The 18,900-nt window shown below is 38.3% G+C and carries 14 protein-coding genes; 8 read left to right on the top strand and 6 right to left on the bottom strand.

Going from position 1 to position 18,900, the window contains the following annotated elements:
* The first annotated feature begins 23 nt into the window (after positions 1-23).
* The 8 genes from ACFSTH_RS03500 (at position 24) to ACFSTH_RS03465 (ending at position 10,110) form a co-directional block, all read left to right on the top strand.
* Positions 24-1,697, top strand: a complete 1,674-nt coding sequence (locus ACFSTH_RS03500) for an extracellular solute-binding protein (RefSeq protein ID WP_377769581.1) — start codon at positions 24-26, stop codon at positions 1,695-1,697.
* A gap of 104 nt (positions 1,698-1,801) precedes the next feature.
* A complete protein-coding gene (locus tag ACFSTH_RS03495) occupies positions 1,802-2,692 on the top strand; it encodes an ABC transporter permease (protein WP_377769582.1) in 891 nt (296 codons plus the stop codon).
* A 20-nt stretch (positions 2,693-2,712) separates the two neighbouring features.
* Positions 2,713-3,606 (top strand): carbohydrate ABC transporter permease, encoded by an 894-nt coding sequence (locus ACFSTH_RS03490; protein WP_377769583.1) that lies wholly within the window; start codon positions 2,713-2,715, stop codon positions 3,604-3,606.
* Positions 3,607-3,670: 64 nt separating this feature from the next.
* A complete protein-coding gene (locus ACFSTH_RS03485; RefSeq protein WP_377769585.1) occupies positions 3,671-5,038 on the top strand; it encodes a glycoside hydrolase family 125 protein in 1,368 nt (455 codons plus the stop codon).
* Between the two features lie 37 nt (positions 5,039-5,075).
* A complete protein-coding gene (locus ACFSTH_RS03480) occupies positions 5,076-6,089 on the top strand; it encodes a glycoside hydrolase family 130 protein (RefSeq protein WP_377769657.1) in 1,014 nt (337 codons plus the stop codon).
* A gap of 321 nt (positions 6,090-6,410) precedes the next feature.
* Positions 6,411-7,523, top strand: a complete 1,113-nt coding sequence (locus ACFSTH_RS03475) for a GerAB/ArcD/ProY family transporter (protein ID WP_377769586.1) — start codon at positions 6,411-6,413, stop codon at positions 7,521-7,523.
* A gap of 32 nt (positions 7,524-7,555) precedes the next feature.
* Complete coding sequence (locus tag ACFSTH_RS03470) at positions 7,556-8,974, top strand: spore germination protein (RefSeq protein ID WP_377769587.1); 1,419 nt, start codon at positions 7,556-7,558, stop codon at positions 8,972-8,974.
* Positions 8,971-10,110 carry a Ger(x)C family spore germination protein gene (locus ACFSTH_RS03465; RefSeq protein ID WP_377769588.1) on the top strand — a complete coding sequence of 380 codons (1,140 nt, stop codon included), beginning with the start codon at positions 8,971-8,973 and terminating at the stop codon, positions 10,108-10,110. Before ACFSTH_RS03470 ends, ACFSTH_RS03465 begins: the two co-directional genes overlap by 4 nt.
* A 120-nt stretch (positions 10,111-10,230) precedes the next feature.
* Here the strand turns inward: ACFSTH_RS03465 and ACFSTH_RS03460 are convergent, their stop codons facing one another.
* The 6 genes from ACFSTH_RS03460 to ACFSTH_RS03435 form a co-directional block, all read right to left on the bottom strand.
* On the bottom strand, positions 10,231-12,273 hold the full coding sequence (locus tag ACFSTH_RS03460) for a DUF5107 domain-containing protein (protein ID WP_377769589.1): 2,043 nt from the start codon (positions 12,271-12,273) through the stop codon (positions 10,231-10,233).
* Positions 12,274-12,344: 71 nt separating this feature from the next.
* Entirely contained in the window at positions 12,345-13,979 is a 1,635-nt protein-coding gene (locus ACFSTH_RS03455; protein ID WP_377769590.1) for a response regulator transcription factor, read from the bottom strand.
* Between the two features lie 91 nt (positions 13,980-14,070).
* Positions 14,071-14,886, bottom strand: coding sequence for a carbohydrate ABC transporter permease (locus ACFSTH_RS03450; RefSeq protein WP_377769591.1), 816 nt, complete (start codon positions 14,884-14,886; stop codon positions 14,071-14,073).
* A 13-nt stretch (positions 14,887-14,899) separates the two neighbouring features.
* On the bottom strand, positions 14,900-15,808 hold the full coding sequence (locus ACFSTH_RS03445; RefSeq protein ID WP_377769592.1) for a carbohydrate ABC transporter permease: 909 nt from the start codon (positions 15,806-15,808) through the stop codon (positions 14,900-14,902).
* A 123-nt stretch (positions 15,809-15,931) separates the two neighbouring features.
* Positions 15,932-17,359, bottom strand: coding sequence for an ABC transporter substrate-binding protein (locus ACFSTH_RS03440; RefSeq protein ID WP_377769593.1), 1,428 nt, complete (start codon positions 17,357-17,359; stop codon positions 15,932-15,934).
* Between the two features lie 118 nt (positions 17,360-17,477).
* Positions 17,478-18,869 carry a carbohydrate ABC transporter substrate-binding protein gene (locus ACFSTH_RS03435; RefSeq protein WP_377769594.1) on the bottom strand — a complete coding sequence of 464 codons (1,392 nt, stop codon included), beginning with the start codon at positions 18,867-18,869 and terminating at the stop codon, positions 17,478-17,480.
* Positions 18,870-18,900 lie beyond the last annotated feature (31 nt).

Here is an 18,900-nt window from a genome sequence, read left to right as displayed (position 1 = left end):
CATTCAATAAAGGTGGGGAAGAGATGAAAAAGAAATGGTTAGTAATGGTTCCCGTACTTGCTCTTCTAATGACAACATTAGCGGCGTGCGGTTCTGGCGATAAAGCTGGAAGCAATGGAACCGGTGCAAATGGCGAAGGTGGTCAAACGTCAGAAGTAAATCAGCTAGTAAAAGATCCTTTTGGCAAATATGAAGAACCAGTTACAGTAAATATCGGTAAATTGATTAACACACAAGGCATCAACTTGCCGGATGGTGACACGGTAGAAGATAATCAGTTCACTCGCTATGTAGAATCACGTGTTAATGTAAAAATTAAGCACGAATGGCAAGTAGAACGACCAGACTCTTATCAACAAAAACTTGGTGTAATTATGGCAGGACGAGATTTGCCAGATGCCTTTATCGTAAATGAACAGCAATTAAAACAATTGGTAGAAGCAGATTTGATTGAAGATTTAACTTCTATCTATGAAACAACAATTAGTGATACGATTAAAAAGTTTTATGATTCTTATGATGGACGTGTCCTTTCGAGAGCGACATTTGATGGTAAATTGATGGCTTTCCCAAGTACTAACATCGGTGGAGAGCACAGTATTACATGGCTACGTAAAGATTGGCTAGATAATCTTAACTTGGAAGTACCACAAACATTGGACGAGTTATTGAATGTAGCTCGCGCATTTATTGAGCAAGATCCAGACAAAAATGGTCAAAAAGATACGTATGGCTTCTCAGGTGTTCCTGAAATTGCTAAGTACAACATGATTCATGGCTTTGACCCGATTCTAGGTGTATTTGGTGCTTACAAAGGACAGTGGGTTGCTGGTGAAGATGGTAGTGCTGTATACAGCTCGGTACAACCACAAATGAAAGAAGCTTTGGCGAAATTACAAGAAATGTACAAAGACGGTTTGATTGATAAGGAATTCGCAGTTCGTAAAGATCCGAATGAATTAGTAGCAAGTGGTAGAGCGGGTATCGTATTTGGACCATGGTGGACATCGTATTCCCCAATGTTCCCAGACTCTTTTGCTAGTGATTCCAAAGTAGAATGGTTACCAGTTACTGCACCACTTGATGAAAATGGTAAATTAAAAGTGCATCGACAAGATCCAACGGGTGATTTCTTAGTTATCCGCAAAGGATTCGAGCATCCAGAAGCAATTGCTAAAGCGTTAAATGTACAAACAGAAGGACTAAGAATGCTTGATCCAGAAGCAACGAAATTGTATGACGGCAAAAAAATGCCTTGGCATCTATGGCCATTTACGTTGCAACTAAATGATGAGGACAACATTTATCAAATCAATCAGCAGCTTGTAGAAGCTTGGGATAAGAAAGATCCTTCTATTCTGAATGATGAGTATAAATTGATGTACGACAAAGTAAAACGTAATATGGAAAATCCAAAAAAAGATATGAACGATTGGGTAGAAACGTTAGCTAGATTCGTTGCTTCTAAAGAAGCGGGTTCTGAGAACTTGCATAAAGAAGACGTAGTATTTTTCGGACAAACAGATGCTATGGAATTGAAATGGGCTGTTCTGAAAAAGATGGAAGACGAAGCTTTCTTGAAAATTATTATGGGCGAAGAGCCAATCGAGAGATTTGATTCCTTTGTAACAGAATGGAACAAAGCTGGTGGAGAACAAATTACGAAAGAAGTAAACGAAGAACTAGCAAGCAAGTAATCATTCATTATAAGCAGCAAAGTAAGCAATGATTGATCGGTAAAAGGTGTATGTAATTAGATTACTACACCTTTTACATTAAAACAGAGATCGACGGTGATGAGATGAGAAATAAGTTATTTACACGCAACTATCATGCCATGCTCTTACCTGGATCGATTTTACTATTCATATTTACAATAATCCCACTATTCGGAGTGGTAATCGCATTTCAAAAATATGTACCAGGAAAATTGATTTGGGATCAACGTTGGGTAGGGTTTGATAATTTTGCTTTTATGTTTCAGTTACCCGATAGTAAGCAAGTATTTATCAATACACTTGTTATTGCCATCGTAAAAATTGTGTTAGGTGTTATTGTTCCTGTTATATTCGCATTATTGTTACACGAAATTCAAGGCAGAATTTTTAAAAAATGGGTACAAACGATTGTTTATTTGCCTCACTTTCTATCATGGGTTATTCTTGCAGGAATTTTAATTAATATCTTTTCTTTAGACGGTATTGTCAACCAAATTGCAGGCTGGTTTGGTATAGAACCAACGATGTTTATGACGAGCAACTCATGGTTTAGACCGATAGTTATCGGTAGTGACATTTGGAAAGAATTCGGCTTTAAAGCGATTGTTTATTTGGCAGCATTGACTGGAATTAATCCGTCACTGTATGAAGCTGCTGCTATTGATGGCGCTGGTCGTTTCCATAAATTGCGCTATGTAACGTTACCTGCTATTATGCCGACTGTCATTTTGTTAACGACATTAAGTCTAGGTAACGTACTGAATGCAGGTTTTGATCAAATTTTCAATATGTATAATCCGCTTGTTTATGCTACAGGAGATATTATTGACACTTATGTTTATCGGATTGGTTTAGTAGAAATGCAATATGGTTTGGCTACTGCAGTCGGTTTGTTGAAATCGGTCGTAGCAATTATATTGATTGCTATTTCTTATCGATTGGCTTATAAATACGCGAACTATCGAATTTTCTAAGTAAAGAAGGGATAATTGCTATGGTTAGATCCCACAGTATTTCGGATAAAGTAATTGACATTGTGATTTATGCCGTACTGGCTCTGTTAGCTTTACTCTGTTTGTATCCTATCTGGTATACACTCGTACTATCTTTTAGTGATAAAACAGCAGCTAATGCTGGCTTAGTAACGTTATGGCCGAGAGGCTTCAACTTAACATCGTATCAAGTTATTTTGGAAGATAAAAAGTTTTTTACATCATTTTGGATTTCGATTGAGCGAGTCGTTATTGGTGGTTTAGTTAACTTTGTATTAACGGTTATGATGGCTTACCCATTATCTAAAGAGACAAGTGCTTTCCGGACACGTAATTTGTACATGTGGTATTTAGTATTTTGTATGCTATTTACTGCTGGATTAATTCCGTTATATATGACTGTTACTTCATTAAATTTAGATAACACGATTTGGTCGTTAATATTACCAACAGCAGTTCCGGTATTTAACGTTATTCTAATTATGAACTTTTTCCGTAGTTTGCCGAAAGAATTGGAAGAAGCAGCAGTTATCGATGGGGCTGGTCCATGGAAGACACTTATTCGAGTGTTCATTCCACTAGCGACTCCAGCATTAGCAACAGTAACACTGTTTAGTATCGTGACGCATTGGAACTCATTTTTTGATGGTCTTATCTTTATGAGTAAACCGGAAAATTATCCGCTGCAAACGTATATTCAACAATTAGTTGTGCGAATTGATCCAGATATGATGAACGGGATGACGGCAGAAGATATGATTCGAATGATGCAAACGTCAGATAAAACATTAAATGCAGCAAAACTTATTATTGCGATGATGCCTATATTGTTACTATATCCATTTTTACAAAAATATTTTGTACATGGTATCGTTATGGGTTCAGTTAAAGGATAAGTAAAGACAGAAATTTAAAAATACAAAAAGTATGATCAGACAATAAAGGAGCCTGTGTTACACGATGAGTAAACTAACTTTGGATGATTTGCGCAGACTGAAAAAAATACCGAAAAGAACAGATATGCCAACGATAGAAGTACCTTCGTTTCCACTACCTGCTGCTGTTACAGACGTAATTGCGGAAGCAAAGGAGAAGCTAGCTCATCGCCCGAAGCTACTACAGATGTTCGAAAATTGTTTTCCCAATACGTTGCAGACAGCGACGAAGCGAATGGATGATGGCACTACCTTTGTATTAACAGGTGATATTCCAGCGATGTGGTTGAGAGATGCGGTAGAGCAAGTTGCTCACTATGTACCAATTGCAAAAGGTGACAAGGAACTAGAAGAAATTATTAGTGGGTTAATTAAACGAATGGCATTTTATATTAATTTGGACCCATATGCTAACGCCTTTAATGAATCGGCGAACGATTGGCACTGGCGAGCTGATGACCAAACGGATATGTCCCCTTGGGTGTGGGAGAGAAAGTATGAAGTAGACTCCCTTTGCTTTCCGATGAAATTAGCTTATGAATATTGGAAAGAAACAGGCGTTACAGACTTTTTCGATGATCAATTTTTAACGGCGATGGCACGAATTGTAGATGTATGGAAAACAGAGCAGCGTCATATGGAGAAGTCACCATATCGCTTTACTCGGACAGAATGCCGCTATATCGATACACTTCACAATGAAGGAATGGGTATGCCGGTTAATTATACAGGGATGACATGGGGTGGATTTAATCCAAGTGATGATGTATGCAAGTTTCACTACCATGTTCCCTCAAATATGTTCGCTGTAGTTGTGTTAGGTTACATTGCAGAGATGGCACTAGAAATTTACGATAATGTCGATCTTGCCCGTCGTGCTTTGCGATTGGAAGAAGAAATTGATCAAGGGATAAAAACGTACGGAACAGTGATACATCCTGAATTTGGACAAATTTATGCGTTCGAAGTAGATGGTTTCGGTAATTATAATTTAATGGATGATACTGGTGCACCATCATTGATGTCTATACCTTATATTGGATATGCCAAAAATGATGATCCGATCTATCAAAATACAAGACGTTTTATTTTGAGCAAGCACAATCCATATTATTTTGAAGGAACGTTTGCCAAAGGGATTGGTAGCTCTCATACTCCTTACGGATATGTATGGCATTTGTCGTTGTCGATGCAAGGTTTGACTTCTAGTGACCCACAAGAAATACGAGAAATTATTGATATGATTGAAGCGACAGATGCAGATACAGGTTTTGCTCATGAAGGTTTCGATCCGAATAATCCACATATCTATACACGTGAATGGTTTGCTTGGTCGAATAGCTGGTTTGCAGCATTAATCTATAAAGCGATGCAACATAACATCGCCCTATAAAATATCATTTGTATCGAGGAGTAGAATAATAATGACATTGAATATTACGAGACACCCTGCTAATCCAATTGTTGTACCGGGTAAGTATGATTGGAGAAAAGTAACGGTTTTTAATCCGGCAGTTATTATTGAAAATGATAAATTTTATATGATTGAACGTACAGCGGAATCGCTTATTCCATGTAAAAACTTTTTAGGATTGCTGGAAAGTGAAGATGGCGTTAATTTTACTCACGTTGTAGATGAGCCGATTTTGACACCGGATATGCTTGGCTTCCCGTATGGAAGTGTGCAAGATCCACGTGTTGTTAAGATTGATGATACTTTCTATATGAATTATGCACTTCGTCCATGTGCGATGAGCTATTATCCGACGGGAGCAGGTGTGCCGTTGCGCGAAATACCGAAATATCCAGATGGCTGGGGCGAAGATCCAGGACATTGGTTGACGAGATCAAGTATTGTAACTTCAAAGGATTTAATCAACTGGGAGTTTCTGACGGATACAACACCACTAGATATTAACGACCGTGATAATATTTTGTTCCCAGAAAAAATCAACGGAAAATATGCATTGCTACGTCGTCCAGAAGAATATGTCGGTCCGGAATACGGTACAGATAATGCAGCGATGTGGATTACCTATTCAGATAATCTAATCGATTGGGAAGAACCAAAGTTGCTCGCAAAAGCAGAGTACGATTGGGAATGTCGCAAAATTGGTGGAGCTACACCGCCAATTAAAACAGAGCACGGCTGGTTGACACTGTATCATGGAGTAGACGATGATATCGTATACCGTGTAGGTGCGCTTATGCTAGATCTGGAAAATCCAGAAAAAGTAATTGCAAGAACACGTGATTTCATTATGGAGCCAGTGGAGTATTACGAAAAATTTGGTTTCCAAATCCCTAACGTAATCTTTCCAACAGGCAACGTGGTGAAGGATGGATTACTCTACATCTATTACGGTGTTACGGATACAGCAATTGCACTAGCCACAGTTCCACTTGATGAAATTGTTGCTCATGTTATGAAGGATGCCTTGTAAAATATAATAGGACAGAGAGGGTTCCGGAAAATCAGTGAAAACTGATTACTGGATACCCTCTTTTTTTATACAAAAAATCGGATAAAAGACATATAGCTGGTTGTAGAGGAGTTTGTGCGAAAAATAGTATAAAAGGTCATGTATAGCGGGCTGTGAAGAAAGGTTTATACGAAAAAACGTATAAAAGGCCAGATGCAGATGGGCTTATGATTTAGAATTTTTTTCTAAAAAATGGACATACTACTGTCAATATAGAGAACAATATAGAGAACAGGATAAAAAGTAATATGGCGTTGAAGAAAATGGAGAGGGGGAGAATAGTTGCAACAACAAGGGGGATTAAAGCTAATTAATTTGGCTATTATTTTCGTCATATCGATTAGTATAAGTAACTATACCGTACTGTTGACTGCAACTATCGAAGTAGGTCAGCGGGATGCTTGGATCAGTGGTCTTGTAGGGTTTTTGGTTGCTATTTTTTTTATCTGGCCCATTTCATATATTATGAAAAAAACAGCAGGGATGAGTTTATATGCTTGGCTTACGAAAAACTATAATAAAGCAATAGCTATCATGTGTGTTAGTTTAGTTGCTATTTTTTTAGCTATCCAATTTATGATAACGATGCGTGAAGCATTGGAATGGGCGGAGGCATCATTTTTACCAGCAACTCCAACAATTGTTATAGGTCTTATATTTGTTGTTTTAGCTCTTGCAGCAGCTCGCTCTGGACTACAAACAATTGCCCTGTGCGCTGGTATCATTGTTCCTTTTTTTATAGGGTTAAGTCTATTGCTTGCCGTAGAGAATTTCACTAATACGGATTACTACTATTTGTTACCGATAATGGAAAACGGGGCAGTGCCGATTTTAAAAGGAGCAGCCTATAGTGTTGCTGGGTTATCAGAAATTACATTGTTATTGTTAGTACAGCAACGAATGAATCGACCAGCTAAAGCAGCGAGTCTGTTTTGGGTACTGCTAATAATTGCAATGCTATTTTTTATTGTCGTTATTCAAGCAGTAGCTTCTTTTGGTCCAATCGAAGCAGCTAAGCAAAGATATACCTACTTTGAACTGTGGCGACTCACTCGTTTTAATAAGTACATAGAGCATGTGGACTTTCTTTCTGTTTTACAAAGTATAGCAGCATCATTTGTAAGACTATCATTTTTACTATATCTGTTTGGTCTATTCACGACAGGTTTTCGATCCCATACAAGTAACAAAAAAGGTGGGGCGACATTACAAACGGTACGTTTAGTGACGATGGTGAGTTTGTGTGCGGTTGTATTGATATTATTGTCAATCTCTTCTATAGGAAACCAAATTTATCATATCACACAATATTTAACGATACTATCCCCGCTGTTACTTGTTATCTTTTTAATGATTACTTTGTTGCTAGTTTTATTCCGATCAAATTCGCCATAAAAAATATAATCAGATGAGAATGGGGTGTAGTAATGACAAAGGGTGAACAATTGCAACAGTGGTTTGTTAATTGTCAAGATGTTTCGTTTGTTCATTTGACAGAGGGGCGAATGAATGAAAACGATGATGATATTATTTGTATATACTGTAATGGGATGATAGACGAACAGTTGTTACGAATAAAAATGCCTGCTATCTCAGAAGGACCTGAACGGATAGCCAAACCACTTCATAATATAGATGAAGCATTAGCTACTGAACTGGTGTTTACGGGGCAACTATTGATATATGTTGTCACAACTGAAATGTTCTATGTGATGTCGATTGCGAAACCGCCAGTTCGCACACCAGAAGAAAGTAATACAGAAGCGTCCATATTAGGACCGAAAGATGGTTTCGTAGAAGATATTATTGTCAACACAGCACTTATTCGTAAACGAATGTTGAGCAATACGCTTTGCTATGAACAATATGAGATTGGAACGCGAAGTCGGACTAAAATAGGATTGTTATTTATTAAAGATATTGCTCGTGAAGAAATTATATCACTTGCTCGTGATCGACTAAAAAGTATTCAGATTGATTCTTTAGTTTCTAGTACGCAATTAGAAGCGTTTATATCAGATCGTCCTAGCTCTTTATTTCCTCTGCTTGATCTAACTGGTCGACCGGATTTTGTAGTAGATAGTTTGTTGAGAGGGCGTTTTGCAGTAATTGTAGATGGATCTCCAAGTGTCATTATTGCTCCAGCCAATTTTGCAGTATTACTAAAATCAGCAGAAGATGCTCATGCACCGAGTGGTTATGTGACTGCTGAGCGAATTATAAGATTAACTGCCTTTTTAACAAGCATATTTTTAATTGGTTTTTGGGTAGCTTTGTTAAACTTTCATCCAACACAATTGCCGTTTAGTTTATTGGCAACGATTGTCGTATCTAGGCATGGTATACCACTTACTATTCCATTCGAAGCGTTTTTTATTACATTGCTGTTTGAAGTGTTACGAGAAGCAGGAGCTAGGTTGCCCAAAGCTGTAGGGCAAACGTTAGCGGTAGTCGGAGGACTTATTATAGGAGATTCAGCGATTAAAGCTGGATTAAGTTCACCATCGTTAATTGTCGTTGCTGCAATATCTACGATCTCTACTTTTGTTTTAGTCAATCAAACATTAAGCAGCAATATAACGATCCTTCGATTATTTGTACTGTTTTTCTCTTCTTTCTTAGGACTATATGGGTTTATGTTTGCTACTTTATTATTGTTAATCTACGTAGCTGGATTACGTTCGTTTGGTATACCATACTTATCGCCACTTGCGCCTGTCGGATCGGTAAGTTATCGAGAAACTTTGCGAGCATTAATTAAAGTTCCTTGGCGACAACAGTATTCCGACAAGCAATCGATGTATGCTAATAGCAACACGACGCAAAAAGGAGAGGAGGAGGGATGAGAAGGTTTGCGATACATGGTATCGTGTTGTTGTTACTTACTACAGTAGTTACTGGTTGCTGGGATATGCGCAATGTGAGAGACATGTACTATTTATCCGCCATAGGTATAGATTGGAAAGATGACAAGTATTACTTGTATGTACAGCTGCTTGACTTTACATCTATCTCCAAAAATGATGGTGGGTTGCCAGCGGAACCAGCTCAAACGTGGGTGGGAGTTGGTTCTGGCATTACATTAGATCAAGCCGTGGAGGATTTATATCGAGCAACTGAAAAACGTATTTTCTGGGGACAAGTATCAACGATTATATATAGTCAAAGTATGATAGACAAAGGAGTCGAAAAATCATTCGATTTACTAAATCGTTATCAAGAAACGAGATATTATATTTGGGTATATGGCACAAAAGAGCCGATTGAAGATATTTTTCATGTAACACCGTTGTTTCACACGTCTCCTTTGGATACAGCAATGTATGATCCGCTTACCGTCTTTCAACAAGCATCCTTAGTAAGACCGATCGTACTACAGAGCTTGCTTCGACATTACTACGATGCTGGCAGTAGTGTTGTTATTCCTAAGCTAGTAATAAAAACTGGCAACTGGCGTTCCATTAAAGAGTTAAAACCGGTAATTACAATGGACGGTGCCTATATTATTAATCAAGCCGGTATAAGAAAGCAAATGAGTTATGAAGAATTACTAGGTATACGCTGGGTAGAAGAAAACTATGATCGCTCGAATATTTTAGTGAAAGACAATAATAAACCGGTTGCTCATTTCAATTTGTATAACTCATCAGTCAAAATAATACCGAATGACCAACTGACTGCGTTAAGCGTTACAATATCGTTGAAAGGGGTACTCGCTGAAGTCATCGAAGAAATGACAATTCCAGAGCTAGAAAAATTAGCTGAGCAACAAATTGCAGAACAAGTAAAAATGACATATGAAATAGCTCGGAAACGAGGTATTGATATATATAACTTGAATCACCTTTTTTATCGCAAATACAATAAGCAGTGGAAAGCGCAGCAAGAAGCAGGGAGTATTGAACTGACCAAGCAATTACTAGATCAAGTGAAGGTTAACGTCCATATTGAAAATATGGGCAAATACCGAGTGAATAAATAGCTAACTGTTGTCTATTAACTACCTAATAAACCGGTAGGGTGTTACGTTTATAAAAAAGTGTTGCTAAACAAGATTTATCCCTCTTATAGCAACACTTTTTTTGTTCGTCAATTGTGGTCATTACACAGCTTCATCTCCTACAATTCGGAAATCAATATTGGTCGGTGGTGGAAACTGCTGCTGTGCTAAATTTAGGTGGTCGTCATGTAGCAATTCCCCTCGCTCTGTCGCTATTTTCTGAGCATGGTACTCATACCACAGATCGGTTATTAATGTTTCTCCTTCACGGATAACAGCGAAATCTCGCTGGAACAAATCGGTCAAAAATTCATGCTTATGAAGCGCTAGTGCTGCCGCACCAACAATGATTTGTATGCGATCATGTTCGGCATATTCATCTGGTAAAGTAGTGAACAGTTGCCACGCTTGTTCATAACGTTTACTCTCCATTAGAATATTCAAGTATTCTTCTGCCAGAGCACGATCTGGAAACGATTGCTCCAGTTGAAATGCTTGGTCCATATAGCTGATCGCTGATTCAAAATCTCCCTTTTGTTTACTGGCGATGGCTAAGTTTCGATAGACCCAAACGGATGGGGTAATGGCAATAGATGTCTGCCATGCCTCTATAGCTTCGTCTATTTGACTATCCTCGTAGAGCATCACACCGTAGTGCATAAGCGCATTCCAGTTTTGTTGCTGCGTTTGTAAGCTTGTTGCGAGTAGTTCCTTCCATTCCTGCTGTACCATCCAAGCAGGAGGGACCTCATGAACGGGACGATCAGGAAATGTTCCCGTCATTAATAGTTGTTGCCAATCTTTGGTTTCTTCCCCGGCTTGTTCATTTAATAAATTGAAGTCGAACCCAGCAGGTATTGTTCTTGTTGGCTCCTGAGCGGCTCGTCTTCTCTGCTCTAATAATCCCCAGCCTGAGCCATCGTATAACTTTTCCACAGGTAATTGATCGGCATAGCGCTGTGCCATACCATGTAATTCGTAGATTTGTTGCTCGGTTATTAATTCATTTATTTGTTCATATACGTAGCGATTGGCTGTTGCCCAATCCGTCTGATGAGCTTGTTCTGGAGAAACATTGGATAAACCAATCACTTGGGTGAAATCCCATGTCGTATGGGCGGGCATATCCAAACCATGTAACTGAGTGGGGGCAAAGCCCGCTTGAATTTCTATATAGTTTCCTTCACCAGGATTAGATAAAAAGTCACACCATCGTCTACCGCCTGGATGATGTCCCCAGCAGAACATTTTGCGATATCGAAGCAGGGCAGTAGATCGTTCATAAAACAATTTGCCATCTTCATAACAAACGGCTTCCCATGGTGCTTGATCGGATGCTGGTGTTTGGAAAAAATACTCATTCGAAAATGGGAAATTGATCGGATAAGAGACATCTTCTCCTGGTACAGAAGCAAGCTCAGGCATGTGCCCGTGTCCAAATCCTTTAATCGTTTGATCATAGTAGATAACTTCATCCGTTGTGGAGAAGACACGACTTTGCTTCGTTTCTGGTACAGCGGTGTTAGTCCACCAGTACATCGGTACACTATGATCATTATCGTTAATCATTCGTACATATACAATCAGTTTATCTGATCCTTGCGGCAAGTGAAAATCAATGTGCCAAAATACATTTTTACATCGTTCGTATTCATACAGACGGAGAAAGGGTTGACCGGAATCATCGACTAGTTTGGCAGCATGAAGAGGGCTTGAAGTAGTAAAGGTATGCCCAATTTGTCCAATGTTCCATTCAATCCCACCAGAAAACCAAGCATTAAGTATAGCTAGATTACCAGTTTGAAACACAGGGTTAGTATACAAAATGTCGCGCTTCGTTCGCTTGTCCCATAAGGAGTATAGTCTTCCACCATATTGCGGCATAAAAACTGCTTTCAAATGTTCGTTTTCCAGCTCAATCGTATCGATCTGCATATCGCTGCGCTGACGACTATAGCGATCTTGCATGCGATATGGCAAATAACGCGCACCTGCTTCATAGCCAAGTTTCTCTTTCAAATGGTCAGGATAGCTAGAGTTAAGCGATACAGAACGATGATGGGTATGATCACGAAACATTGGTAGTGGATTATGACCACCTAACGGTGCACCAGGAATAGTAATGCTAGATAACGTTACTGACATAGAGATAAGCTCCTTTGCATCATAATAAATTGCTTACATGTACTACGTACGAAACAACTGCTTGCAAATGACTAAGCGTTATGTTTTTTGCGATACTCTGATGGACTAACACCGGTCATCTTTTTGAATATCCGATTGAAGTAAAACGGATCGTCGATCCCTACGAGTGCAGCGACCTCCTTTACCCGAATATCTTTCTGTTGTAGTAATTGGACTGCTTCATTGACTTTTAATTCATTCATATATTGAAAAATACTTTTGCCGGTATCTTGTTTAAAAATCCGACATAGATAACTAGTATTCAAATTAACTGTGCTGGCCAAATGTTCTAGTGTAAGTCGTTCATGAAATTTTTCATGCAATATAGACATAATTTGTATGACTTCTTTTCGGTATACTTGTTGTTTTAATAATGCGAACTGTTCCGTGATCATCTCTAAAATTAAAATTAAGTAGTTAGAAAAATGTTGAATAGACGTCGTGTCTATTAATTGTTTCTTATACTGACAATAAGCTTCGCTTCTCATGAAGGAGAGGTTCGTTAGATCGTACACTTCTTCTTGCTTTACTAAATGATTAATATGACTTTCTAACTCTGTGACAAGTATATGGGCATATTCTTTTAGTTGTTCTGGTAAACAAAAATGCGTTGTTGCTTCTCCTATAATCGTTTGTACATCGGTTGCTATCGTGTTACTGTTACTTTCAACCGCTTGTTTGATCGTCGTCATCCAGCGAGTGTAGGCTATTTTACAATACTCATTGTTAAAAGCAACTTCATGAGCGGCAATAATTAGTGGTGTACCTTTGTAAAAGGTTGCTTGTGAAGCTCGTTTGCAGTCGTCAAATTGGAGACGTAACTGTTGCAAATTATTAAAATTATCACCAATAATTACGCTTACAGATAAATTTAAATAAGTAGAAACTAATGTAACAAGTCGGATGGCTAGTTGCTTATTATCAATATTATTGTTGTTTAATAATATGACGGCATATTGACCCCCGGTTAATTCAATAAGGTGAATAGCGCTATGATTAGATATAATTTCTTTCACGATATTGGCTACAGAAAATTGGAGCAGTTTTTTATTTTTTAACTTGCCTGTGGCAAGTGCTTCCTGATAGTTGTCAATCTTAATGTAAAATAGTGTACCTGTAATTGTTGTAGGATGAATATTCATATCTAACTGGATCGCTTCTCGTATAATACTTGGTAGTTGTTGTTCATCTTCGTACAATAGCTCTTGCCATATACGATTATATTGTGCTTGTCGTTGTTCTGATAATTGGTGCTGTACAGATAGATGTTGCTCCCACTCTTCACGTTCTTCATAGATAAGATCACGAGTTTTTGCTAAGACAGTCAGTAGCTCATCCGGAATTAATGTAACTTTCAGTAAATAATCAACAGCGCCGCCTTTCATCGCTTCTCGTACTAATTCATAGTCGCCATAATTACTTAATACAATAATTTTTCCTTTATAAGCTTGATCAGCCAAATGATGAATTAGCTCTAAACCACTCATATTGGGCATTTTTAAATCAGTAATAATAATGTCAGGCTGCTGCTGTTCTATTAATTGTAATGCTTGCAAGCCGTCTGCCGCTGTGCCAATAAGCTGATAGCCATGTACTTCCCAATCAATGATTGTACTTAATGCAACTCGAACTATTGTTTCGTCATCGATACATAATATTCGAAGCATTGTTTAGCCCCCTCATACAGCGTAGCGCTTCCATCATGTACATTGGAATGGTAATAGTCGTTCTTTCTCTATATATTCGAGATTCTGAAAGTTATCCCTTTATTGCTCCAACCGTTATCCCAGCTGTAATTTTATTAGAAATAAACAAGTATAAAATAAACGTTGGCAAAAATACTGTCATCGAGGCAGCGAAAATACCAGCATAATTTCCGGCATTAGTAAATCCTTGAATAATGGATTGGAGTGCTAAAGCAATCGTATGTGTTTTCGGGTTATTTGCAAAAATAAGAGCGTAAAGGTAATCGTTCCAAATCGCCATAAAATTAAAAATAGTGACGGTGATTAGACCAGGCTGTGCCATAGGCATTACAATTTTAATAAATGTTTTGATCGGTCCACATCCATCGATGGCAGCGGATTCTTCTAACGCTTGTGGAATAGAGGCAAAAAACCCAGATAATAAAAATACCGTATAAGGAATGTTCGTAAAAATATAGACAAGTATTAGCGTTAATATAGAACCGGTTAGTTTAAGTTGGATAAACATTGTGAATAGCGGAATGGTAATTAATAATGCTGGTATGGACATCGCAGATATAAACATCGTTTCTACTAAACGTTTGCCGAAAAATCGAACTCTTCCCATAATATAAGCAGCAGGAGCAGCGACGAAAATAATGCCAACACAAGCCGATACAGTATAAACAATACTGTTGCCAAAGTAGCGCATCATGTTCATATCGGTAAACAGTTTCGTATAATTGGAAAAATTAAGTCCATTGGCAAATAAAGTGTTGGAGAAAATTCCTTTGGTTGTACTTAAAGAAGCCAATATGGCGTAGCCGAACAAAACAATGGTAAACAAAAGCCATAAGTATAACGGAATATAACGTAATTTTTTAGCCATGCTATTGACCTCCTTAATATTCTAAACGTTCTTTGCGGAAAAATAAATTGATAAGCATGGATATAATGACTATCGATATCGTAATCATCACACCAACAGCAGTACCTGCACCGACGTTAAAAGCTTCTTGGGAAAATACCGTTCCTTTGGAGCCAAACACTTTTAAGTACATATAGTAACCCGGTGTCATCGTTTCTGGACTTTCTAATCCGAAAGTAGCTGACCAAACGAAGAAATTAATGGCGGTGACGGTCCATAGTATTAATGTCATACGGAAAACATCCTGTAGTAAAGGTAGCGTTATTTTGAAAAACTTTTGTATCGCATTAGCTCCTTCGATGACTGACGCTTCGTAATAATCTTCTGGAATTCGCTCCATCCCAGCATTTAGCAACAACATGAAATACCCGATCGAACCGAAGCAGTAGGCAATTAACATCGAAGTAAATAAATGCTGGTCACTCGTCCACTGAATATCGGCTAATGAATGTAACCCAAGAAATTGAAAAGCTTTTGTAAGAAAACCATAGCTAGAATTAAAAATATAGTGGAGCCATACTGCTGATAATACGACTGCCGAAACCGTGTTGGGCAAATAAAGAAGGGAACGCCAAAACGATTTTCCACGTACGCCCGATGCGAGAATAGCGGCAAATAAAAAAGCGCAAAACATGACGATAATACCACCGTACAACCATATTTTAATGACATTCCAAATAGAACCAATAAAATATGAATTGTGGTATAGATCCGTATAGTTTTTTAGCCCAACAAAAGACCAGTCGGACATTCGACTAGATAAAGCTGGTATTTCAAAAAAACTCATAAGTAGTGAGCGACCAGTAGGATAAAGAAATATAGCTAAATAAACAATGACTGCTGGCAATAAAAAAAGTGTAATTGTAGATTTGGATAACCGCATAGTCGTATCCCCCAAACGAAATAAATTCCTATTGCTTCATAGGCTAGAGTGAGCTTTCATAACAATGTGCAGCTTCTTCTGACGAGGAGAAGCTGCACATCGATTGCCCCTATAAGTTAGGCATTAATTACCGGCACTGTAAAACTTTTTAGCTTGACCGCTCATTTTTTCTACGTACTGTTCAGGTGTTAATTTGCCTTCTACTAGCTCCATGAATATTGGTATAATAGTTCCCTTAGAGAAATCTTCATTATTGTTAATGCCATATCCCCAAGGTGCATTTATTTTTGCTCGTTCAATCGCTACTTGCGCTTCTGCCAACGTTGCAGGCCACGCAGTATCGATCGTTGCTGGAATCGCTTGCGCCTCCGCTACCATTTGTTCTTGCACCGACTTACTAATTAAATATTTGACTAGTTCGAATGCAGCCTCTTGATTATCACTTTTTGCATTTAACATAACTGACTGTGCTCCAAAATTCAGTTCATCGTGTCCACCTTTGCCATTGCCATTACTAACAAGTGGGAACTGGTAGGAACCCCATTCAAAATCAGGACCAGCTGTTTCCGATACTTCGTTTGGCAACCAGCTTCCGTTTAAATATGCTGCAGACTGTCCCAATACCAAATCTTGTTGTGCTGCTGGATATTTGCTACCTGCAATCTTTTTGGAGAAATGTCCTTTTTGCTGCATCGTAGCAATATCGTTAGCAAACTGCTGTACAATCGGTTCTTTCCACATCTCTCCTGTTTTGTCGTTAACTAACTGATCTACCCATTCATTACCCATCGCACTACTCAAGTAAGCACCGATAAATAAATCACGGTAAGCATCATCGAATGTGACAGGATCAACACCACTTGCTTTTATTTTATCGTTAATGTCCATAAATTCTTCCCAAGTGGTTGGTGGTGCTGTAATTCCTGCTTTGTCATATACTTCTTTGTTATAGAACATAAGAACGGCGAACGGTTGCTGCGGTATAGCATAAGCGCCAGCTTCCAATCCGGCAGGAGCAGACAATGATGTCGTCCAGTTCATCAAACTTGGTAAGATGGATTCACCAACTGTTTTCCCATCCATCTCTAAGGCAGGCTGCTCTAGGAAAGAGTCTAATTTTAGAACATGATCTTTTAAAATTCCGATGGAAACTTGCGGGTCTCCTTCAAAAATATCGACTTTTTCTCCGCCATCTAGCGCTGGTTTAATCAGCTTTGACAAATCTCTTCCTGTAAACTTGAGATCTACTGTCACATTGGTGTTTGCCGCTTTGAATGCTTCGACAGCTGACTGAATAACTTTTGCTTGAGGCTCTGATTCACTCCACATCGACCAAAAAACGACGTTACCTGATAAACCCGATGAAGCGCCATCACCATCACCATCACCATTATTAGTACTATTTTCTGTAGCTACTGGTGAATTTTCTGGCTTCGGAGAAGCATTATTTGTAGTATTGCCACCACTATTGGAAGAACAACCTGCAATAATAAGCACCATAATAAGTAAAAGACTTGCCCATTTCGTGTGACGAACTAGTTTCATTTTCATAAGTAAAGACCTCCTTTTGCACCTTAGTATAGCGGTTTCAAAGGAGGTCCGTACATGAACGAAATTGAACATCACATGGACAATATTGACTTTTTTACGTGATGAAGCACAAGAAAGGTTAATTAAGCTTGGACTTTGCTTCTCGAATATTAGTAAAGGTTTTTTCTACTCGATCCATCGCTTGTTCTGCAGATAAACCACGATGTAACATATCACTTATCGGATTGAATATTTCATCAATTATTTTTATTTCTGTATTAGGAAACACGCTCCACCTGACAATAACAGGTGTAACTCCACGATTAAAAATAGTAGCAGAATCATAAACCGATGCTGGAATAAAAGGTTTGGCTAGCTCGGCTCCATTTTTTAAAGCGATAATCCCGGTCGATTCTTGAGCATTTAGTTTCACAATTTCATCCACATATTGATACTTCAAAAATAGTTTTGCCAACTCTTTATTTTTTGCTTTTGCTGGAATGAACATTGCTTCAAAGGATAGTTGGGTATATTGCTGATCGTTTTTAGTAAAGGTCGGCGGGGGTAAATAACCAAAATCAAACCCTTCTTCTCGAGCAATATCTTTCATCTCACCTTCAAACCAATTACCATTAGGAATAAACAAAGCTTTGCCTTTCAAAAATTCCGTCTGTGCCTGTGTATGATTTAAGATTGCTGTATCCGGCATTAAATATTGCTGATCGACAATTGTTTCAAATAATGATAATGTTTTACGAACAGCCGCTGTTTGAAAGGAGCCTTTTTCATAATGTGTTATATTATGTACTTCGTTACCTGTCATATTAGCGGCAATAGAAGACCACAATACGGAGGTTAAATAACCAGGATAAATGCCTTGATAGGTGAGTAGATGACGTCCATCCGCTTTGGCCAGCTCGCCTAATTGCCAAAACTCGTCCCACGTACGAGGAGGCTGCCAACCTTTCTGTTTAAACAAATTTTTGTTGTACCATAGCCCTTCCGTAGTAATATAAAGGGGAGCTATATATATATTGTTAGTGTCATACGGTTTGGTAAACTCCATAATGTCATCCATCATCAAATCTCGAAGAGGTACTGGTTGATCGAGCGCATGACTAGCGAACAGATCGGATAAGTCCAGCAACGCTTCTTCATAGATCATTTTGTTCACCGTATGTGACTCATCAGATAAAGGAGCGTAAATAAAATCTGGCGGATTTCCCGATACATTCATTGGTTTAATAATTTCCATTATTTTTGGATTAGCCATCATCGTAACTTGCACCCCTGGAAAATCTGCTTCAAAACGTTGAATAACTTCTTCCCAATAGGTAATACCGTAAGCGCCTTCAAAAACAGCAATCGTAAGTTGTTTATTAGAAAATTGTAAGTCTTCTTTATCTAGTTGTAAGTGATGTGGGTTAGTTGGTGAAGTGGTAGTTGGAGATAGCGTACAGCTTGTTAAAACAAAGATAACTACTAACAATGGACCGATAGAACGATATAGGATTTTTGGTAATAACTGCATAACTTTAGACCTCCTGTTAATACTTTATCAT

It is taken from the genome of Paenibacillus yanchengensis, from assembly GCF_042684845.1.
GTDB classification, from domain to species: domain Bacteria; phylum Bacillota; class Bacilli; order Paenibacillales; family Paenibacillaceae; genus Pristimantibacillus; species Pristimantibacillus yanchengensis.
The sequence above is the reverse complement of the archived record's forward strand: the minus strand, read 5'-3'. Positions and strand labels throughout refer to the sequence as shown.